17 protein-coding genes, 1 tRNA gene and 1 pseudogene are annotated in these 22017 nt (G+C 41.1%); 9 read left to right on the forward strand and 10 right to left on the reverse strand.

From position 1 onward, the window contains the following. Nucleotides 1–49: 49 nt before the first annotated feature. Both V7K25_RS14245 and V7K25_RS14250 read left to right on the forward strand, forming a co-directional pair. The gene (locus V7K25_RS14245) at nt 50–2848 is read left to right on the forward strand and encodes a PAS domain S-box protein (RefSeq protein WP_335158920.1); all 2799 of its coding nucleotides are present in this window, start codon (nt 50–52) and stop codon (nt 2846–2848) included. A 7-nt stretch (nt 2849–2855) separates the two neighbouring features. After that, complete coding sequence (locus V7K25_RS14250; RefSeq protein ID WP_335158922.1) at nt 2856–4379, forward strand: hybrid sensor histidine kinase/response regulator; 1524 nt, start codon at nt 2856–2858, stop codon at nt 4377–4379. Between the two features lie 8 nt (nt 4380–4387). Here the strand turns inward: V7K25_RS14250 and trhO are convergent, their stop codons facing one another. Further along, nucleotides 4388–5305 (reverse strand): oxygen-dependent tRNA uridine(34) hydroxylase TrhO, encoded by a 918-nt coding sequence (gene trhO / locus V7K25_RS14255; RefSeq protein ID WP_335158924.1) that lies wholly within the window; start codon nt 5303–5305, stop codon nt 4388–4390. A gap of 70 nt (nt 5306–5375) precedes the next feature. On the opposite strand from trhO, the gene V7K25_RS14260 reads away from it, so the two are divergent. The 3 genes from V7K25_RS14260 (at nt 5376) to V7K25_RS14270 (ending at nt 7973) form a co-directional block, all read left to right on the forward strand. Continuing rightward, nucleotides 5376–5448, forward strand: a tRNA-Ala gene (locus V7K25_RS14260). 232 nt (nt 5449–5680) lie between these two features. Next, complete coding sequence (locus V7K25_RS14265) at nt 5681–6127, forward strand: DUF2127 domain-containing protein (protein ID WP_335158926.1); 447 nt, start codon at nt 5681–5683, stop codon at nt 6125–6127. A 439-nt stretch (nt 6128–6566) separates the two neighbouring features. After that, the gene (locus V7K25_RS14270; protein ID WP_335158928.1) at nt 6567–7973 is read left to right on the forward strand and encodes a lysophospholipid acyltransferase family protein; all 1407 of its coding nucleotides are present in this window, start codon (nt 6567–6569) and stop codon (nt 7971–7973) included. A gap of 8 nt (nt 7974–7981) precedes the next feature. Here the strand turns inward: V7K25_RS14270 and V7K25_RS14275 are convergent. Beyond that, nucleotides 7982–9175, reverse strand: a pseudogene (locus tag V7K25_RS14275) (sulfate ABC transporter substrate-binding protein). Between the two features lie 259 nt (nt 9176–9434). Then, nucleotides 9435–9647, reverse strand: a complete 213-nt coding sequence (locus V7K25_RS14280) for a hypothetical protein (RefSeq protein WP_335158930.1) — start codon at nt 9645–9647, stop codon at nt 9435–9437. Between the two features lie 101 nt (nt 9648–9748). Here V7K25_RS14280 and V7K25_RS14285 point away from each other — a divergent pair, with 101 nt between their 5' ends. Both V7K25_RS14285 and V7K25_RS14290 read left to right on the forward strand, forming a co-directional pair. Next, nucleotides 9749–9892 carry a hypothetical protein gene (locus tag V7K25_RS14285; RefSeq protein WP_335158932.1) on the forward strand — a complete coding sequence of 48 codons (144 nt, stop codon included), beginning with the start codon at nt 9749–9751 and terminating at the stop codon, nt 9890–9892. A 765-nt stretch (nt 9893–10657) separates the two neighbouring features. Next, the gene (locus V7K25_RS14290) at nt 10658–11083 is read left to right on the forward strand and encodes a tetratricopeptide repeat protein (RefSeq protein ID WP_335158934.1); all 426 of its coding nucleotides are present in this window, start codon (nt 10658–10660) and stop codon (nt 11081–11083) included. Nucleotides 11084–11408: 325 nt separating this feature from the next. Here the strand turns inward: V7K25_RS14290 and V7K25_RS14295 are convergent, their stop codons facing one another. The 3 genes from V7K25_RS14295 to leuC all read right to left on the reverse strand — a co-directional run bounded on the left by V7K25_RS14295 (nt 11409) and on the right by leuC (nt 13763). Continuing rightward, nucleotides 11409–11567 (reverse strand): hypothetical protein, encoded by a 159-nt coding sequence (locus V7K25_RS14295; protein ID WP_335158936.1) that lies wholly within the window; start codon nt 11565–11567, stop codon nt 11409–11411. A 40-nt stretch (nt 11568–11607) separates the two neighbouring features. Next, complete coding sequence (gene leuD, locus V7K25_RS14300) at nt 11608–12216, reverse strand: 3-isopropylmalate dehydratase small subunit (protein WP_229552139.1); 609 nt, start codon at nt 12214–12216, stop codon at nt 11608–11610. Between the two features lie 143 nt (nt 12217–12359). Then, a complete protein-coding gene (leuC, locus tag V7K25_RS14305) occupies nt 12360–13763 on the reverse strand; it encodes a 3-isopropylmalate dehydratase large subunit (RefSeq protein ID WP_335158938.1) in 1404 nt (467 codons plus the stop codon). 860 nt (nt 13764–14623) lie between these two features. Between leuC and dxr the strand changes: the two genes are divergently transcribed. Continuing rightward, on the forward strand, nt 14624–15820 hold the full coding sequence (gene dxr / locus V7K25_RS14310; protein WP_335158940.1) for a 1-deoxy-D-xylulose-5-phosphate reductoisomerase: 1197 nt from the start codon (nt 14624–14626) through the stop codon (nt 15818–15820). Nucleotides 15821–15973: 153 nt separating this feature from the next. Here dxr and V7K25_RS14315 read toward each other — a convergent pair whose 3' ends face one another. After that, nucleotides 15974–16288 (reverse strand): hypothetical protein, encoded by a 315-nt coding sequence (locus V7K25_RS14315; RefSeq protein ID WP_335158942.1) that lies wholly within the window; start codon nt 16286–16288, stop codon nt 15974–15976. Nucleotides 16289–16728: 440 nt separating this feature from the next. Here V7K25_RS14315 and V7K25_RS14320 point away from each other — a divergent pair, with 440 nt between their 5' ends. Next, on the forward strand, nt 16729–16926 hold the full coding sequence (locus V7K25_RS14320) for a hypothetical protein (RefSeq protein ID WP_335158944.1): 198 nt from the start codon (nt 16729–16731) through the stop codon (nt 16924–16926). 98 nt (nt 16927–17024) lie between these two features. Here V7K25_RS14320 and V7K25_RS14325 read toward each other — a convergent pair whose 3' ends face one another. From V7K25_RS14325 to V7K25_RS14335, 3 genes are all read right to left on the reverse strand, one after another. After that, nucleotides 17025–17525 carry an acyl-CoA thioesterase gene (locus V7K25_RS14325; protein ID WP_335158946.1) on the reverse strand — a complete coding sequence of 167 codons (501 nt, stop codon included), beginning with the start codon at nt 17523–17525 and terminating at the stop codon, nt 17025–17027. 572 nt (nt 17526–18097) lie between these two features. After that, complete coding sequence (locus V7K25_RS14330) at nt 18098–18442, reverse strand: DUF1815 family protein (protein ID WP_229468708.1); 345 nt, start codon at nt 18440–18442, stop codon at nt 18098–18100. An 847-nt stretch (nt 18443–19289) separates the two neighbouring features. Continuing rightward, the coding region (locus V7K25_RS14335) for a hybrid sensor histidine kinase/response regulator (protein WP_335158948.1) at nt 19290–22017 on the reverse strand (2728 nt) is incomplete at its 5' end.

The raw sequence follows: 22017 nt of genomic DNA on the forward strand, positions 1-22017 counted from the left end.
CAGCAAATTAAATCTAGTAGTACAAATCATTTTTTTTACACAACCACTAATGCTATTTCCAGAGAATGAAATCCAACGTTTAGAAGTACTTAATCAGTATAAAATTTTAGATACGCCACCAGAAGAAATTTTTGATGAATTAGCTCAACTAGCTGCTAACCTTTGTGAAACACCAATCGCTCTTATTAGCCTAGTTGATGTAGAACGGGAATGGTTCAAGTCAAAAATTGGGGTAACTATATCGGAAGTTCCTCGAAGTATTTCCTTTGGTAATTATGCTATCTTACAAAATAAAATATTAATTATCCCCGACGCTTTATCAGATGAACGGTTTGCGACAAATCCCCTTGTAACATCAAATCATTATTTCCGCTTTTATGCAGGTGTTCCCCTAATTACTTCTAGCGGCTTTGCATTAGGTAGTCTTTGTGTAATTGATTTTGCACCGCGAAGATTGGGTGTTAAAGAGCAAGTAGCCTTACAACAGTTAGCTAGACAAGTAATCAGATATTTAGAATTACATCGGCAAAAAGTTATTGATGATAGCCAAAGGAGTTTTAATCTTCTTTTCTCTAAAAATCCTAACCCAATGTGGGTATATAACCAGAATAATCTGCAATTTTTAGATGTAAATGAAGCTGCTGTTGTCCACTATGGCTACTCACGAGAAGAGTTCTTGCAAATGCGAATAACTGACATTCGCCCTTCAGAAGATGTGCCTATATTTATAGAATATTTAAGAGAAAGGCACTCTAACTTACATTTTTCTGGACAATGGCAACATCGGCGAAAATGCGGAGAGATTATTGATGTTGAAATTGTCACACATAAAATAGATTATGCCAGTTATAACGCTTGGTTGGTTAATATACAAGATATAACAGAACATAAACGAATCAAAATAAAACTTCAAGAAAGTGAAGCGAGATTTAGAGTCATTTTTGAAGCCATTCCAATTCCATTAATTATCTCGCATGTGTCTGACAATTTGATATTATATGCTAATCCAGAGTTCATTAAAACTTTTCGATTTTCAGTAAAAGATTTCATTGATCGAGAAGTTTTAGATTTATACCATAAATCAACCGATTTCAAATTATTATTAGAAGCCCTGAATCAACATGGCTTTGTTCATAACTATGAACTTCAATTAAAAAGAGCAGATGGAACTTGTTTTTGGGCGATCGCTTCACTCCAATATTTAAAATTTAATAATGAAGTAGCAATTTTAACGGTTTTTTATGATATTACTAAACGCAAAAACTTAGAAAGAAAACTTCAAGAGCAAAATGATTTTTTGCAGATAGTTTTTGAAAGTATACCGTTGATGATTTCACTTACTGATACCAATGGTAAACTTCAATGGGTGAACCAAGAATGGGAAAGTGTTTTAGGCTGGAAATTTCAAGACTTTCAAACTGGCGATGTCTTGGAAGCGCTATATTCTAATCCTGAATATCGACAAGATGTGATTAATTCTATTCAGTCTGCACAACGCAATTGGAGCGACTTTAAGACTCAGATGCAGAATGGTAATTTACTCGATACATCTTGGACTAATGTTAAACTTTCAAATGGTCAAATTATCGGTATTGGGCAAGACATCACAGAACGTAAGCGAACTGAATTAGCTCTAAAAGCCCAAGCCGAGCGGGAGCAATTGATGCGAACTGTTGCTCAACGGATTCGTCAATCATTGAATCTCCAAGATATTCTGAATGCAACAGTTCAAGAAGTGCGAGATTTACTTGGGGTTGATCGAGTGGTAGTTTATCAGTTTAATCCAGAGATGATCGGCACAATTGTGGCGGAATCGGTGGAACCTGGATGGACTGTTTCTTTGGACGTTCAGATTCATGATAAATGTTTTCAAACAGGCGCAGGAGGGGAATATTATCAAAGACGTAAAAGAGCGATCGCTAATATTTATGAAGCCGGATTAAGTGATTGCCATATTCGCTTGTTAGAACAGTTTGAAGTCAAAGCAAATTTAGTCGTGCCCATTTTACTAGAAGTAAGCTCTCAAAACACAGGCTCTAACCTTTGGGGTTTACTGATTGCTCACCAATGCTCTGGTTTGCGCGAGTGGGAAGAAAATCAATTAGATTTGCTCGATCAACTGACAGTCCAATTAGCGATCGCAATTCAACAATCCAGCATCCTTGAGCAAGCTCAAACTGAACTTGTTCAAAGACAAAAAGCTCAAATAAAGTTAAAAAATGCCTTGGCTGAAAAAGAAGTTCTATTAAAAGAAGTTCATCATCGAGTTAAAAATAATTTGCAAATTGTCTCTAGTTTATTACAACTCCAGTCTCAAACACTTAAAGATCCAGAAGCCATCAAAGCTCTTCGAGAAAGTCAGAACCGGATTGAGTCAATATCTTTAATTCATAAAAATTTATATACTTCCGCTAACATTGGACAAATTGATGTTGGTGAGTATATCGAGAATTTGGCAGCAAGTTTGCTAATTTCTTACCAAATATGGCCTGGTAAAATTGGTCTAGAAACTGATATAGATTCAGTGAGTTTGAATGTTGACCAAGCTATTGCTTGTGGATTAGTTATTAACGAATTAATTTCCAATGCCCTCAAGCATGCTTTTCCCAACCAACAAGCAGGCACAATCAGTATTGCTTTACGTAATGTTGGTAATAGTATCGAGATGACTATCCGAGATAATGGGATTGGTTTACCAGATAATTTAGATTGGACAACTACTGATTCTTTGGGACTGTCGTTAGTATATGACTTAGTTACAGAACAACTCGAAGGCGACATTACTATAGAACGCAATCATGGAACAGTATTCAAAATCCAATTCACGCAGTTAACTTTGCATCAGTAAATATCAAATGGGTCAAGCTAGGATTTTAGTAGTTGAAGATGAAGTGATTGTGGCTAGAACTATTGCCAGCCAACTCAGACAACTAGGATATATTGTTACGGGTACAGCTTCATCGGGAAAAGTTGCCATTGCCAGGGCATGGGAAACTCAACCAGAACTAGTACTAATGGATATTATTCTTAAAGGTGAGATGGACGGTATTACTACTGCCAGTCTTATTCGTGAACAGTTAGACGTTCCTGTAATTTTTTTAACCGCTTATAGTGACGATCATACTTTAGAAAGAGCTAAAATTACCCAACCTTTCGGATATATCGTTAAACCCTTTACTATAAAAGATTTAAAAATAGCGATCGAAATCTGTCTTATACAACACCAATTAGAGCGTGAATTGCGAGAGAATCGAGATCAATTAGCAACCCTTTTAAACTCAATGAGTGATGCTGTAATCGCTACAGATGAGCAGGGAATAATGACGTTTATGAATCCCGCAGCTGAGGCGTTGACTGGCTGGCAGCAAAAAGATGCTTTAGGAAATGAGGCGACGAAAATTTTTCATATTGTCGATGAAGTTACAGGAGCTACATTAGAAAACCCAGTAACAAAAGTCCTGCGAGATCAACAAGTTGTTTATTTAGGGGAATTCACATCTCTGATTACAAGAGATGGAAAAAGAGTTCCAATTGGCGATAGTGCTTCACCACTAAAGCGACGACTTGATCAGATAAATGGTGTAGTAATTGTTTTCTGGGATCTTAGCGAACGACGCCAAACAAAATTTCTAGAGCAAGCCTTGGAGAAAGAGCAAGAACTTAATCGTCTCAAGTCCTTATTTATCTCTACCGTATCTCATGAGTTCCGTAATCCATTGACTGTTATTCAAACAGCAGTAGAACTCATAGAAATGCAAGGAGCAAATTTGACAAATGCCAAAAGAGGCGTTTATTTAAAGCGAATTCAAGGTGCTGTGCAATCTCTAGAAAAGCTCATGGAAGAAGTGTTATTTATGGGTCGAGCGGAAGCAGAAAAACTCGTATATAACCCTGTTCTACTTAACTTAGAACAATTTTGTCGAGAGTTAATCGAAGATTTTTCTATTGTTGAAAGTAACCTGCATGAAATTGTTTTTACTTGTCATAGCGATCGCACCGATGCTGTAATGGATGAAGGACTGTTGCATTATCTGTTTGAAAATCTCCTCTCAAACGCGGTTAAATATTCTCCAACAGGTGGGAAGATTCAGTTTGATTTAATCTGCGACCCGATTGATAAAGTAGCAATTTTTTATATTCAAGATCAAGGTATAGGGATTCCCGAACCAGACCAAGCGCGACTTTTTGAGTCATTCTACCGAGCCTCAAATGTCCAATCAATTCAGGGTACGGGATTAGGGTTAGTAATCGTTAAAAGGTGCGTTGATGCTCACAGAGGTCAAATCAGCGTCACAAGTCAAATTGGAATCGGTACTACATTTACAGTAATATTGCCCTTAAATCCTGAATTATCCTTAACTGAAGCTTCTGAATTCTGAATTCTTCTTTAACTTACATCCCGATTTTTGGAATTAAGAACTTGGGTTTGATAATGCCGCCATTTTTCCTGCTGACGCGCTCTTTTTTCATCGGTGAGGCTATCAAAACAATAGGGACAGGAGATACCTTGTTCATACTTTGGAGATACCTGATCTGACTCAGAAATCGGATATCCACAACAGAAGCATCGCTCACAACTTCCTTCCTCCAATCCATGACTGACAGCTACGCGATCGTCAAAGACAAAACATTCCCCTTCCCATAAACTTTCCTGTGCTGGAACTTCCTCTAAATACTTGAGAATGCCGCCCTTGAGATGATAAACTTCTGCAAAGCCTTGGGCAAGCATGAAGGATGAGGCTTTTTCACAGCGAATGCCGCCTGTACAAAACAGAGCAACCTTTTTGTGTTTAGTTGGGTCGAGATGGCGTAGTACATAATCGGGGAATTCCCGGAATGAGGTAGTTTGAGGATTTTCTGCTCCTTGGAAAGTACCGATATTCACCTCATAATCATTGCGGGTGTCAATTACAGTTACTTCTGGATCGCAAATCAAATCATTCCATTCTTGGGGACTAACATAAGTACCAACTTGTTCATTTGGGTCAATTTCAGGCAATCCCAAAGTAACAATTTCAGGCTTCAACCGCACCTTCATTCGCTCAAAAGGCGGGATTTCGGTATAGGACTCTTTATATTCTAGGTCTGATAGACGAGGGTCAGTACGCAGAAACCACAGAACAGAATCAATCGCCTGACGCGAACCAGCAATTGTACCGTTAATGCCTTCTTGTGCCAGCAAAATTGTCCCCTTCACACCTTGCGTTTGACAGTAAGACAGCAGAGGATCTCGTTTCTCGGCAAAATCTGGCAGCTTGACAAATTTATACAGTGCTGCAACAACTTGGATATTTTCTGGCTTCATCCCTTTGGTAATGGAACAATATAAGTTACAATAGCTTCGATAACCAAACTTACATACTATTTTAATTTATGGGGGTTTAGCTCAGTTGGTAGAGCGCCTGCTTTGCAAGCAGGATGTCAGCGGTTCGAGTCCGCTAATCTCCATTGGATATAATTTATCTTAATTTGCGATCGCTGCGGTTTTTGCTAGCCTACGCACATACAAGTAAATCAAAGTTTGGGTTCTATAGGACTCCTATTTGATTGGGTGAAAAACTCACCCTCAACTGGAAAAGGCTGATTCCCATACTTCATACTACCTATTCCCTGCCTATCGCGCACCACGCAAAGAAGTTCAAAAATCAAATCGGATTACTATATTTATTTAGGAGGTTGTTTGAAAAAGCGTCCATTGGGTTTAGTGGCAATTGTTCTCTACAAATCATTTGCCGCCTTGCTGCTTATGGTTACTTCGATCGCTTTATTATTGACATTAAAAAATTACCAAGCTCTAGAGGTGTTTTCAGAAAATTATGTTTTAGAAGGTAAATCGATAATTATTGATTGGCTTTTAAAGAAAGTTATCAATTTAAATCCCCGAACTTTGGCATTTAGTGGTATTGGAACAGGAGTCTATGCTATTGTTACCACTATTGAAGCCGTTGGTTTATGGTACGAAAAGCGTTGGGCACATGTCTTGGTGTTGGTACTTGTCGGTATCAGTATTCCACCAGAGATTTATGAATTAATTCGGGGGATTTCTCTTGTAAAAATATTGATTCTTGTGTTGAACTTAGCAGTATTAGTCTATTTATTCCGAAATTTTCCTAAACATCCGAACTAATTTTCATTCGATACTTAGATTCTAGGGGACTTCCAAATAAAAAAATATCCAATTAATTCTTGTGGGGTGGGCGTCTCGCCCGCCCTATGGACTAGGCGGGCAAGATGCCCACCCCACAATATTGGATAATTTATTTCTTGGAGTTCCCTAGGGCTATTTCGTTCTAGACATAAACCGCCCAGAACTGAAGTTCACAGGCTTTTAGCTAAAGTCCGTTAGAACGGACTATAACATGAGTCTCAGTCGTCTTTAGACGACTTTCGCTATTAGACTCAGAATTCATTCTGAGGCGGACTAGATGAAAATGAAATAGCCCTGCTTAGGTTCTATGGTTGGAAAAGTAAAACTGAGGGATTGTTTAACAACAAATGGCTACGGGTTGACGCAAAACCAATATCCCACGTTGTACAATCGCTAGAAATACAATCTGGAGAGCGACTTGCCTAGATCGATTCAGTCTACTCAACCACCATTAAAATTCATTCCCCAACGGTTGAACTCGCTGGTACTCCAAATTGTTCGGTGGTTACTGCCGATCGCACTACGGTTTCGCACTCGCCCTTGGCTAACGGCTGGTATTGTCCGTGTTGAAGCCAAGAATGTTGAGGTATTAGCTGAACTTTATCAACAATTCCAGGCTGGAAAAATTCGCTTTTTGCTGGCATTTCGCCACCCAGAGGTGGAAGATCCTCTGTGTATGCTGTATTTGCTTTCCCGCATTGTGCCACAGGTTGCTCGTCAGAAAGGTATTACACTGCAATCCCTTGTTCACAGCTATTTTCTCTACGATCGCGGTATGACGGTTTGGGCTGGAAAGTGGCTGGGTTGGTTGTTTTCTCGGATAGGAGGTGTGCCGGTTCATCGCGGTAGGCGACTAGATCGCCAAGCTATTCAAACTGCACGGGAGTTATTTGCTAATGGCGAACTACCGATCGCAGTAGCACCGGAAGGCGGTACTAATGGTCATAGTGGTATTGTTAGCCCCTTAGAACCTGGTGTTGCTCAAATGGGGTTCTGGTGTGTAGAAGACTTGCAAAAAGCCAATCGGACTGAGACTGTAATAATTGTACCGATCGCCATCCAATATCGCTACGTTGAGCCACCTTGGTCTAAACTGGATTGGCTGTTGAGTAAGTTAGAAGCTGATAGTGGCTTATCGCCAATGGAAATTGAGCAAGGCGAGGGCGAAGAGATTTACTATCAACGCCTCTGTAGGTTGGCTGAATATCTGATTACCGAGATGGAAGAATTTTATCGTCGCTTCTATCATCAAGATATCCCAAAAACCATCTCAACTGATGAATCTGCTACTCCGAATCAGGTGTTAATTGCTCGACTCCATCGCTTGCTAGATAAGGCTTTACAAGTTGCCGAACAATATTTTGGAGTTCAAGCACAGGGAAATCCCATCGATCGCTGTCGCCGCTTAGAAGAGGCTGGCTGGAATTACATTTATCGGGAAGATTTGCCAGATATCAATGCTTTACCACCCTTTAAACGCGGTTTGGCAGACTGGATTGCTCAAGAAGCTGACTTGCAAATGCGGCACATGCGGATAGTGGAAAGTTTTGTTGCTGTCACAGCTACTTATATTCAGGAACAACCGACGGCGGAACGGTTTGCGGAAACAGCTTTGCTTGTATACGATATGCTTTCTAGAATTCAGGATACAACACTTCCGGGGCGACCTCGGTTAGGTTTGCGAGAGACACAAATCACTGTAGGGGAGCCAATTTCAGTAACCGATCGCTGGAAAAATTGTCAGGGCGATCGCTTGGCGGCTAGACAAGGTGTAAGCGATTTGACAAAAGATTTGCAAATCGCTTTAGAGAAGATGATTAAATAACGAAAATTCTAAGACTTCTTAGCTCGAATTTTGTCAAAGATTGCACCTTCATCAAAAAATTTCTTCTGAATCTCGTCCCAGCCTCCTAAATCTTGAGCTTTGAAGATAGTTTTAATTTTGGGAAAATTGGCTGCTGTTTCTTTAGCGATGGTTAAGTCAACGGGACGAAATCCCAATTTGGCAAACTCTCGTTGCGAGTCTGGGGTGTAAAGAAATTTGATAAACGCTTCAGCAATCGGGCGAGTTCGGTGTTTATCGACATTTTTATCTACAACAGCAACAGGATTATCGATAGAGATATTTACATCAGGCACAACAAATGGGACTTTTTCACCATTTTGTGCCGATAAAACCATCTCATTTTCATAGTTGAGCAGAACATCACCTTGACCATCTTTGAAGAAAAGTTCGCTGGCATTGCGAGCAGTTTTGGGCAACACAGGTGCATTATTATAAACTTTGGAGATAAAGTCTATTGCTTGATTTTCATTTTTGCCAGTTTTTGTCACATAACCCCACAGACCAAGGAAATTCCAACGAGCGCCGCCAGAGGTTCTGGGGTCAGGCATCATCACATTTACACCATCTCGTGCTAAATCTGCCCAAGTCTTGATATTTTTGGGATTACCTTCACGGATAGCGATGCCTGCGGCGGGCTACGCCTACGCGTCTAGAGATTTGGTTACAATTGCATCATTAGGCGCTTCTTTTTCCCATCCCGGTTGAATAAAACCTGCTTCAACAAGTTTGTTAATATCAAGGGCAAGTGACAGGTGTACCACATCAGCTTCTTTACCGTCAATCACGGCAAGAGTCTGGGAACCTGACCCATCATAGCTTTGTTTGAAAGTGACATTTTGGTTATGTTCTTTCTTCCACTGTTCGATAAATTTAGGAATGATCTGCTGGTATGCTGCACTAGTAACCGAGTAGGAAACAAATGTTAGGCTTACATCACTCTGGGAAGTTGCGCCAGCATTACCAGTATTATCGATATTACGTGGAGAGCAAGCAGCCATCACAATACTCAAGCTAAGTCCGACCAAAAATAGAGACGCAACACCCCACGGAGAATATTTGTACAACCATCGGATTAGTTGCACGCGCCACTGTCTGGCAGTGTGTAAAGCTTTAACAATATAAGTCTGAACTAATTCAGTCAAATATCTCCTTGTTTTAGGAGTACGTTGCCCCTGGTTCATCAAATTTTCCCCTGAATCTGCGATAACTTGAGCAAGATGCTGTAGTTAAGGGGCATTATAAAACAGTGGTTAAGGATAAATAACTTTTTATTAACCTAAATTTAAACAAGTTATTCAATAGACCTCTTGCAAAAATCGTTGAATCACCCCTCCCCAACCCTCCCCGGTGTGTTGGGGAGGGGGCAAGATTTCAAGTTTCCCCCCTTTATAAGGGGGGATTAAGGGGGGTCTATTCGACTTATGCAAGAGGTCTAATATATCAAGGAGAAGTAGTTTTAGAAACTTCTGGACTGCGAATGATGATATGTCCCTTATCACTTTCTTGAATAGCCAGCACTGACAGTAACTCATCAAGTTTTGCATTTGGGGGCAATGCTCGAAACAAATAAATCCAGCCGCCACGTTCTAGGAGTAAGCGCCAGACTCTCGGCTCTTTTGGATTGCTGATGTCATTATCTTCTCTGCCTCGCAAGTCATCGAATAGACCGCGATCGCCCCACAGGTAAGTCTGTAACTTGGAGTAATATACCCCTAAATACTTTTAGCGTAAAAAATTCTACTCAAGGTCAAGCGGTGGTGAAACTTAAACCACCTGTAGTTTCTACAGCACAGTTGCAGGGAATTCAGTCAGTGGCGAGAAATCGGCAATATGTTGTAGATGAAATCCAGTTCAATTCGCAACAAAGAACAATCACTATTTTGGCAAAACCTTATTAATCATTAATTATTTCAGATGTAGGGACGCACAACTAGCTGTACGCCCGTACTTATTTCGACATTACTAACGAAAATCATGAGTTTGTAACGGAAAATCGTGAGTTTGTAACGGAAAATCGTGAGTTTGTAACAAAAAATCGTGAGTTTGTAACGAAAATCATGAGTTTGTAACAGAAAATCGTGAGTTTGTAACAGAAAATCGTGAGTTTGTAACGAAAATCGTGAGTTTATAGCAAAAAATCGTGAGTTTGTAACAGAAAATCGTGAGTTTATAGCAAAAAATCGTGAGTTTGTAACAAAAAATCGTGAGTTTAACGCTGTGTGCAACTTTCTCTCAGACCTAACCCCCAACCCCTTCCCTACTAGCGTTGGGGAGCAAGAATCAAAGCTTCTCTCCCTGTGGGGGCTACTGTGTACACACAAGTAGAATTACCCCCCTTAATCCCCCCTTTACAAGGGGGGAAACCGGAAAATCTTGTTCCCTCCCCTTTATAAGGGGAGGGTTAGGGTGGGGTAATTCGAGGACTGGTAGTGATTCGGTAACTTGTGTGTACACCGTAGCCCTGTGGGGGAGAGGAATGGAAGCGGGGTTCTAAGGATAAGTTGCACATCGCGTAAGTTTATAGTAAAAAATCGTGAGTTTGTAACAAGAGCTTCTGCTAACACCCAATTGAAAACAGCTACCTCTGCGCTACTCTATGAAAAAAATTCTTACCAGTCTTTTAGCTGTGGGCTTTTATCTAACGCCTTTAACAGTGAATGCTGATGGCTCAACCCACCTGGGGACAGACTCAAAATTTGCGATCGCAAGAAGTACAAAGACTGCTTCAGCAAGCGATAATGCTGACACAGCAACAGGAACACCAACAGGCAATACAAATATTGGAGCAAGCTTTAACCATTGCACGAGAACTCAAAGATCAAAAACGTGAAGCAACCGCACTGCTTGGGCTTGGGTTTAACTACGACCGTTTAGGAGAGAAGCAAAAAGCACTCGATTTTTACAACCAAGCTCTGCTCCTGAGACGCACTGTGGGCGACAAGGCAGGTGTTGCTACCACACTCAATAATATCGGTAAGGTCTACGACGATTTAGGAGAAAAGCAAAAAGCACTCGATTTTTACAACCAAGCTCTGCCCCTGAGGCGCACTGTGGGCGGATCGCACAGGTGTTGCCACCACACTCAATAACATTGGTCTAGTCTACAACGATTAAAGAAGTCGGGGATCTGAGCCTCTCGATTTTCACAACTCATTTAGGATCGCTATAAATATGGAGCAGGGTTAAAAACCAATACGCTTGGGTTAAGGCTAAAAACTAAAACTGGTGTAGGTTAGGTTGAAGAAGGAAACCCAACATTATCAAGGCTTTGTTGGGTAATGCTTAGGCTCAACCCAATCTACTATTCTTCGTAACCCAAGCGTATTGGATTAAAGATCCCTAATTAGCAATGCTGATGATTGCGGTTATTAGAATCTAGCTCCAAGCTTGCAGACATGTTTAGATTCTGTGTAATTAGCCAACAATTTCAAAATTCGTAGCTGCCAAGACTGGTGATGTTGTGAATGGATTGTTATCGTTATCAATGTTGGCAAACAGCCCACCTGTCCCAAAGCCTGATGAACTCAAGTTTTGGTTGAAGAACAAATTACCAGTTCCAAGACTGTAAGGCATTTTCTTATTCCCTGGCTGAGAACCAGAGAATAAGGAAATCCTAACTTGCAGCAAAATTGCCCCAACCTACGTAAGGTAATTTTGCTGCCGTTACCCGAACTTGGTCAGCATTGGCTACCAACTGACCGCAAGCGTCCCAAGTTCCAGAAATAAATGTGCTTCTTGTCCCTTCACCGATCGCAACTGGGGCAGTGTAATCACCAATTTGTACTTGCAAAGTTTCCAGATTCACTGTCACGGTGGCTTGGGGATTAGCAGCGACTAAATCTTGTACTTGTTTAACAGTAACAGCATCGGCTGTCAGACAAGGTATGCCCATTGCCACACAGTTACCGAAAAAGATTTCGGCAAAGCTTTCACCGATTAAAGCTTGGATTCCCCATTTTGCGATCGCTTGGGGTGCATGTTCCCGTGATGAACCACAGCCAAAGTTACGGTTGACTATTAAAATATTCGCCCCTTGATACTGGGGTTGGTCAAAGGGATGTTCACCTTTAAGTGCTGTCCGGTCATCAATAAACGCGCCTTCGCCTAACCCATCAAAGGTAACGGCTTTCAAATATCGCGCGGGAATGATGCGATCGGTATCTATATCATTACCCACTAAAGGTATACCGCGCCCTGAAACTGTTTTAACTTCACTCACCATAATTGTTATATCTATTCTTTCAATGACAGCCTGTTGAAAAAGGGACTGAGGACTAGGAACTAGGGAAGATGAAGGAGTCGGGAATAAGTAAACTTTCAATTACTAATCCCCAATTCTCAGTCCCTAGTCCCCAGTCCCCAAAATTACAGCAACTCGCGTACATCAGAGACTTCACCTTTAATCGCAGCTGTGGCGACCATCGCCGGACTCATTAACAATGTCCGACCGGAAGAGGAACCCTGTCTTCCTTTAAAGTTGCGGTTGGAGGAAGAAGCACTGATTTGTCTTCCTTGTAGCTTATCGGGATTCATGGCCAGACACATAGAACATCCTGGTTCACGCCATTCAAATCCGGCTTCCTGAAAGATTTTATCCAGTCCTTCAGTTTCCGCCTCTTCCTTCACCCTTTCAGAACCTGGGACAACAAAGGCTTTGATTCCCTCTGCAACATGGCGACCTTTGGCGATTTTTGCCGCTTCTCGCAAATCAGTAATTCTGCCATTGGTGCAACTACCAATAAAGCAGACATCTATTTTAGTGCCCTTGATCGGTTGACCAGGATATAAATCCATGTAGCGGTAAGCTTCTTCGGCAATAAATCGGTCTTCTTCTAGCAGTTCTTCCGGTTGAGGCACTGACTGGTTGACACCGATACCTTGACCGGGAGTAATACCCCAGGTGACGGTAGGAGAAATTTCCGCAGCGTCAAATATGACTACATCATCGTACTGGGCATCAGCATCGCTCTTGATGGAATCCCACCAAGCCACTGCTTTATCCCAATCTGCATCAATGGGAGCAAAATCTCTGCCTTTGAGGTAATCGTAAGTGACTTGATCGGGATTAACGTAGCCGCATCTAGCACCGCCTTCGATCGCCATATTGCAGACAGTCATCCTCTCTTCCATATTCATTTGTTCAAATGTCGTACCGGCAAATTCGTAAGCATAGCCTACGCCACCTTTAACACCAAGGGTGCGAATGATATGCAGGATGACATCTTTGGCGTAAACTCCAGGGTTGAGAGTGCCGTTAACTTCGATTTTGCGGACTTTCAGTTTGGAAAGAGCAAGGGTTTGGGAAGCGAGAACATCCCGGACTTGACTAGTTCCAATACCAAATGCGATCGCACCAAATGCTCCATGACTCGAAGTGTGACTATCTCCACAAGCGATCGTCATTCCTGGTTGGGTCAGCCCAAGTTCTGGAGCGATTACGTGAACTATACCTTGGCTACCAGAACCGATGTTGTAAAAAGTTATGTTATTTTCTTGACAGTTATTTTCGAGCGCCTGGATCATTTCCTCTGCCAAGTTATCGGCAAAGGGACGCGCCTGGTTTTCTGTAGGCACAATATGATCGACTGTGGCAACAGTCCGTTCTGGAAACAGTACTTTTAGACCCCTCTCGCGTAACATAGCAAAGGCTTGGGGACTAGTGACTTCATGAATTAGGTGAAGCCCGATAAATAGTTGCGTCAGTCCTGAGGGAAGTGTACCAACGGTGTGTAAGTCCCAAACTTTATCAAACAGGGTACCTTTGCTCATACGTCAATTAATATTTCAAGAGTCTGGTCTTAAATAGTATCAAAAAAAGTCTAGGTTTTTGCAGCTCACTTAAATATTACTTACATCTTTGCACTCTTATTTCTCTGTGCCGCGCCAGCCAGTTGCTACAACGGGGGGAACCCCTGCAACGCAGTGGCTTATCTGCGCCTCTGTGGTTTTATTCTTTCTTAACCAATCGCAGAGACGCATAGATCGCAGAGAGCGAAATTTTCCCATAGAACCCATTTGACATCTTTTTGAGAAGGAAATTTAGCTTGGTAAGCTAATATTTCTGCAAGGTCATATTTTCGGGAGCATCACAAATGTGCAAGTTTATTTTTATACGGAATTTTAGCTTAGAACAATAATAAAATAACGAACCGCCTTTCCTTCTCTTCGAGAGGCTGCGCCAACGGAACGCTACGCGAACGCGCAGCGTCTCGTTAGAGAAGGACGCCAAGAGCGCCAAGGAAGAGCTTTGTACAGGGTTATTGTGTCAGTCCTATACCTTTGGTAACATTGGAATGCTCGCATATTTTCTTAATTCATTGATAGATTAATTAAAGTAATTTAGCGGACTAAAGTAGAGTTAATCTTCGGATATTTGAGTTAGGAGGTTCATCATATCTTCTTGTTTATTTGTCATGGCAAATATTCATCCATTTTTTTAGATTTATCTGTTAGAAAATCTTTAAATTAACGAATTTGGGCTGGCGCAGGCACGAAGACAAGGAGACATGGGGAAATTTTCCTTCTTTCTCTTCCCGCATCGTCATCAGTGTATCGATTATAGTGATTCCTGTTATTAAAGAGTCCCCGGCAATTTATAGTGGGAGTTGTCTGTAAATCCTTAAGCAATTGTGAAAGCGATTACTCTTGTTGGTTCCACTGGTTCTATTGGTACTCAGACTTTAGATATTGTCACTCAGTACCCAGATCAGTTTCGGATTGTGGGATTGGCAGCTGGGAACAATGTAGAGATGTTGGCTGCTCAAATTCGGCAGTTTCGACCGGAAATAGCAGCCATTTGCTCAGAAGATAAATTACCAGCGCTCAAAGAAGCTATCATTGACCTCGATCCCCAACCGATTTTACTGGCTGGTGAGGCGGGAGTGATAGAAGTAGCTCGCTACGGCGATGCTCAAACCGTTGTCACTGGGATCGTTGGTTGTGCTGGTTTGCTACCCACAATCGCAGCTATTGAAGCTGGTAAAGATATTGCCTTAGCGAACAAAGAAACCCTGATTGCTGGCGCACCTGTGGTTCTACCCCTAGTCGAAAAACATGGTGTAAAATTACTCCCTGCCGATTCCGAACATTCCGCAATCTTTCAATGCCTCCAAGGTGTGCCAAAAGCAGGCTTGCGGAAAATTTTGCTGACTGCATCTGGTGGGGCTTTCCGAGACTGGGATGTAGAAAAGTTAGCAGATGTAACCGTTGCTGACGCTCTCAAGCATCCTAATTGGTCAATGGGGCGTAAAATCACTGTAGACTCTGCTACTTTGATGAATAAAGGACTGGAAGTAATTGAGGCTCACTTCCTGTTTGGGTTGGATTATGACAATATCGAAATTGTCATTCATCCCCAGAGCATTATTCACTCGCTGATTGAACTGCAAGATACTTCAGTTTTAGCCCAACTCGGTTGGCCGGATATGCGCTTACCTTTGCTGTATGCGCTATCTTGGCCCGATCGCATTTACACCAACTGGGAACGACTAGATTTAGTCAAAGCTGGAAACTTAACCTTCCGTGAACCAGATCACCAAAAGTATCCTTGTATGCAGTTAGCTTATGCTGTGGGTAAAGCTGGTGGTTCGATGCCAGCTGTGTTGAATGCCGCCAATGAGCAAGCTGTAGCTTTATTTTTAGATGAAAAAATTCGCTTTTTAGATATTCCTCGGTGTATCGAATGGGTGTGCGATCGCCATCAAAATGATAACCGTTCTAATCCCTCTTTAGATGACATTTTGACAGCAGATAAATGGGCAAGACAAGAAGTTTTAACAGCAACTGAAAAGTTAGAAACTCACTCACGGATAATTTCTCTGAGATAAAAACCTTTACCCAGAGACCCAAAAGGCAGATTTTCTGGCTCTTGATTAATTCTTGTTTAGCCTTCAGCATTGGGCTGAAGGCTAACGGCTAAATTCATTTTTGTCCATTTTTGGCTATGCGTTGTTAGCTTCTTTCTCTGAAAGAGCTATTGATTAACTAGAGACATTTGTCTTTGGCTTTTGTAATAACAAAATAATTCCTAAAACCGGAAGAATTAAAGCGATTAAATGTATCACTTTAAACAATGTTATATTTATTACAATATCTTGTGAAAAATATGCGTTGATAATTACCCGAATAATACCAAAAATATACCAACTATAGATCGCAATTGTAATCCATTTTGCCCACATCTTTTCTTGACATATTCCAACTATTGTGGAAACTGCCGCTAAAACAGCGATCGCTAGAAAAAATATTGCTGTCAAAGATATCTCACTACCAGCAGTATTACTTCGAGCTATCATAACCCAAATTATTGCAGTAGCTGTACAACCTAGGACAACCAACCCTAAATATGCTATGCTGTATAACTTTCCAATTTTGGTATAAACCTTGTTACCATACATTCTACTTTAGGACTTTTTATTCTCACTAATCAATAGGATTACTCATATATCCTTACAAAAATATAACTTCTGTATATTGTCATTATTGATACATTTTTTCATAAAAACATCTTTTTAGGAATTCTGCCAAATTGCCAAATCAATTGCTTATTATCTGAATCATTGTCTCATTTTCAGGTAATATATCATTAGTACAGTTAAAAAATATTAGCTTTAGTATCTATTCCAAATTAGGTCTAATAGCTTTAGTACTAATAATTTTTACTTCAGATAAAAACTTCCCCTTTCTGAATAAACACCTTCTCAGATAAGGGCTATTCTTAAGGAATTTCTACATTATGATTGCTACGTTAATTGTAGCTTGGATTATCTTCATAATATTGTGGAAGTTGTTGAAAGCAACCGTGAGTAGTGCATTAACTATTGCCGCAATCTTGATTTTATTAAACATTAGTTTTGGCATTACCCCACAAGATATTTGGCATCATATAATGCAGTTTACGCAAACTTTATCACAGTTTCAAAACGGCAAGTAAAAATTAATAATTCACCTTTCTTAACAAAGATGAATTACAAAAAAGGAATAGATAAAAGTTTCAAAATTGAAGCAAATCGTGTCTGCAACTTTTGTTGGTCAATTTTTATTTAATGCTGAAATCTTAGCCAGTGCATCCTTAACACTCGCCGGCAACTGACGCATAATTTTACCTCTTTCGCTATCTAAAGCTACTAAAGTCACCTTAGCACTGGCGTACAATTGTTGCCCATCAGTTGAGACAATGGCATAATCCCAATTGATTCGCACACCAGTCACCTCAGCCATGCGCGTTTTTACTAACACTGCCATACCCAATTTAATTGAACGGTGATAGCGCACCGACAGTTCTACTACTGGTAAATCGCAACCTATAGCGACTAAATCAGCAAATTCAATCCCTATAGATCGCAAGCATTCAATCCGTGCTTCTTCCATCCAAGCTATATAGGAACCGTGCCAGACAACACCGGCATAATCAGTTTGGTGAGGTTGCACTCTGACAGGATATTCAAACCAATTCTCAAATTCAGGACTTGATGGATTGTCAAGGGCGCTGGTTGGTGGTAGTTTTGGTTGGCTAAGTTTTTCTTCTGACATCTTCAAATTCCTCAGCACCTATAAATAAATTTTCCAAATTATTGAATAGCATAAAAATTAATTGCACTGCCGGACTTATTGATTTAATATTTACCTTCCGAGTATAGGGAGTGTTTTGTTATGCAGCCTAATCTTCGGTATATAGGCGTTGTTACTTTGACTATACTTAGTTTGTTAGGTTTTGGGATGGCATTGGCTGATGTGTCAGCGAGAAAATTCATTAAAAATTCATAATTCATAATTGATAATTCATAATTGCGTTATATAAGTAGATTTAAATCCAAGCAAAACGGAGTTGCTTGCTTGATAGTTGCAGGTTTTTTGAACCTGGCTTTTAATTATGAATTATGAATTAGTAACTACTAATTATCTTGTGCGTTTTACCAACTTTCTATCTAAAGGCTCAGAATCCGGCTCGTGAGGTTTTGGCAGATACAAAAAAATATGCGATGGGCTAGCCACGGGCCAATCACTTAATGGTAATGGAGAATAGGTTAAGAGCGATCGCTAACTAAGCCACCATTACCAATTACCGATAATCAATTTCTAATTTGCCATCGACCTTTGGAACCTTAATACTTCTTGGCGAGAGTTTTAGAGCCTGTATCGGTTTGCATAGATTGCTTGACAAGATCAGCCAGATCGTCTAATTGGCTAATCGCCTCTGCACCTTCTAGCTTCATTAATTCGCGGTCATCTCGCATTTCTGTCCAAGTAATGCCGTAATCGGACACCAAAAACCGAATCAGGTGATTATCACCCAGGCTAACCATAAAGGATGCACTATTCATTTGATCGCCACAGGTATAGCAGGATGCAAGATACCCGCGCCGCTCTAATACAACCGCCAAAGCTTGCAGGTTCATTACCAAGTCTTGGACGAATTGTCGATGTTGATGTGCTAGTCTCAGAAACACTTTTGTCCTCCAGACACCACAGTAATTTGAGTTTCTTTTATATTTTCTTTAGATTTTCTCATCCACTGGTATTGTAAACTATTCAATACAATTACCAGACAGATGATATTGAGTCGTTAATTGACTACCTTGTTTAGGGTAGTGGATCAGGTTTTTGAGCGCCGTATCAAACTATTCAGTTTGTAAATTAAAAATCTCGGACAGAATTTCTAAATTTAACTATATCTTTATACACTTCTGTCAGGGTAGATTCTTACAAGAAGCGATCCGCTTTAAGAGTAACTTAAATCTTGCACTAGTCAACTACAGAAAAACTACATATTTCGCTGTAGAAGGCGAGTTACAGCCTAAATAAGTGTTATTAGAGGTCATAACGTAGTTTTACATCGTTATACTCTCTTTTGCTTAGATGTTTACTCTGTTCTCCTTGCAACGTAGATTTTGGTATATACAAGGAATTTAGTATACCAAATTTGCTCCTCCTGTATATATAAATTTGAGCAGATAATAGTGCAAATTTGCTATCCAGTACTAAAACCAGATTAGCTGTGGTTCTTTATACAAAATTTCCGTAATTAATAGATAAGTCTGAGTAGAGAATCCAGAATGGATAAACTTAACACTGACAATACCTAAACTCAGCAGAGCAATGTTGCCATTTAGGCAATATTTTCAGCTATTTTGGGATTATCTTCAAAAAGTTATACGAACCAAAGCACAGCAATTTGGAAAAGGCAAACTTCCGCCACAGTGTACTATTGTCTAAGTGCTGTGGCGGTTGCAATATTTTTATCTCGTTTAAGTAAAAGACCTTGACAGGTTTACTGCCAAGGTCTTTTATTACTTACTAAACATTACCTGTAGTGCTAACAAGTTTCTCCCCTTTCAACATCCGTGTCGCAGCTTCAAGTAGAGCTTCTTCGAGATAAGGCTTGGTAAAATAGCCACTAGCACCGAGTTGAGCTGCAATTTGTCTGTGCTTGTCTGCACCTCGTGAGGTGAGCATGGCGATCGGTAAGTGGTTGAGGTTAGAGTCTTTCTGAATGCGAGAGAGTAACTCCAGACCGTCGCAACGGGGCATTTCGATGTCGCAAAATACGATATCGCAAGGCAGACCAGAGCGGAGTTTATCCCAAGCTTCTTGGCCATCACGCGCCTGTTCTACACGATAACCTGCCTTATTAAAGGTTAGGGAGAGCAACTCTCGGACTGTAATCGAGTCATCGACGATTAGCACTGTCGGGTCAATCTTCGCAGGAGAGGTGTCTACAGGAATTCCTTTCTGTTGCCAAGAATTGCCACCAATTTGTGTAGAAATCCGTCCTTGGAAGATGTCAATTATTTCTAGTACGTCAGCAATGGGCATAATCCGACCATCACCCAGGACTGTAGCACCAGCTACGCCAATGGGTTTAGGCGCTGGCCCCTCAAATTGCTTAATTACAATTTCTTGTTCGCTCAACACTAGGTCAATTTGCAGAGCAATTAAGGTATTTGCCGATCGCACCACGACCACAGAAACCATATCATCATCTCTAGTGCCGCCATAAACATTACCACGACTGATTTGGCGATTGAAGGTTAAAAGTTCCTTCAGGGGTCGGAATGGCAGCACCGTATCGCGCCAGGAAATAAATGATTCTCCATTGGCATCGTGCTGGATATTTTTGACTGGTATATCTAGCGTATCTTCTACACCGTCCATCGGGAAAGCGATTCTGGCTCGATCGGAGACGCAGCAGAGAGCTTTACAAATACTCAGAGTCAGTGGCAGACGAATAGTAAAGGTGGTTCCCTTACCGATCGCAGAATCAGTGTTCACTGTCCCCCGAATTTCGCTAATCTCGGAGCGTACTACGTCCATACCCACACCACGACCAGAAATTTCATCTGCTTGGTCTTTGATTGTAAAACCAGACTGGAACAGCAGATCGTAGACTTCTAGGCGAGACATGGCTTTTGCCTGCGCTTCTGTAATCATGCCAATCTTCACTGCCTTAGCCTTAACCCTTGCTGAATCGATGCCTGCACCATCATCACCTACAGAAATGATTGTTTGGTTGCCTTGATGGAAGGCGCGGATAGTAATAATTCCTATGGGTGGTTTTCCAGCAGCTTGCCTTTCATCTGGCGTTTCAATACCGTGAGCGATCGCATTATTCAGCATGTGAGTTAACGGATCGGTGAGATGATCCAAAATCATCTTGTCAATTAAGGTATCGCCACCTTCAATTACCAACTCCACTTGTTTGCCACACTTGATGGCATTGTCGCGCACTCCTCGCCGCCAGCGATCGATAGTTTGGGCGAAAGGAACCATTCGCGCTCTTGTTAATCCCTCTTGTAGCTGGGTGGTTACTTGGCGGAACTGCCTTGCTACGCGCTCGGTTTCTTCGGTAACGAAATCAATGTCACTTGCCGACTCACGCACTCGCACAATGCGCTCAATCATCTGCTGTGAGAGTGTATGGAAGGGAGTAAAACGATCCATTTCTAACTCGCTAAAACCCCTATCGGTATTGGAATCAGACGCTTGTAAGCCGGAGTCTTTCTTTTTGCGTCCAGCTAATAGAGAAGCTTCTAGTAGCGATCGCTCGTACAACTCCTGCATTCTTGCGCCCACATCCGAGAGTTGTTGTACCTGAATCAGCAAGTTATCTAATGACTGTCGTAGTCGTTCATGATCCTGCTCTAAGGTATTACGATTTACGACCAACTCCCCAACTAAATTACTCATATCGTCCAGTTGCTTAACTGGAACCTTCATCGTTTCTTCAAATCTCGCAGCCCGACGAGTAGAGGGACGGGTAGTTTTGTTAGTGTTAGATTTTACTGATGGTGAATGGGATATTGTTTGATCCGCTTCTGCCAGCAACTTCTCCAAGTCACCAAATTCATCTATAGATGGTAATGGAATGACATTTTTTGCTAAGACTGGTTGAGTGTTGAAGGGCTGGCGTTGGCGTAACCCATCATTAACATCGCTGGCGTTATCTGTACCTAGCAATTCTTCCAGCGCTGCAAAATCTACTTCTGGTATCTCCCTAGCTTTGGGGTTAAGTGGTACTTCCTCTGCTAGTAATGCTTCCAAGTCGGCAAAATCATCTTCTGGAGTAACTACTTCAACGTTTTCTGTCGTTACCAATTTTTCGATTGAGGTAACAATAGCGTTTTTGCCCTCTGACACTGGTACAGATTCAGATGTCTCTGCTAGATTCCACAAATCGGTTTCTACACCTTCCTGAATAACCGTTTGCGTATCAATTGGCTGTGCTGAAAGTAATTCTAAATCTTCTGAACTTTCTGCAAAACTGATATTTTCTATAGCCGATAGTTCATCCACAGTATTATCTATGGTTTCTATCTGAATATAGGTGGATGTAGCGACATTCTCAAACAGCAATTGCGGATTTTCATCGAAAGAGCCGAACAAATCATCTGGCTGTGCTGAAAGTAATTCTAAATCTTCTGAACTTTCTTCAAAACTGATATTTTCTATAGCCGATAGTTCATCCACAGTATTATCTATGGTTTCTATCTGAATATAGGTGGATGTAGCGACATTCTCAAACAGC

It is taken from the genome of Nostoc sp. (assembly GCF_036919495.1).
Taxonomy (GTDB): domain Bacteria; phylum Cyanobacteriota; class Cyanobacteriia; order Cyanobacteriales; family Nostocaceae; genus Nostoc.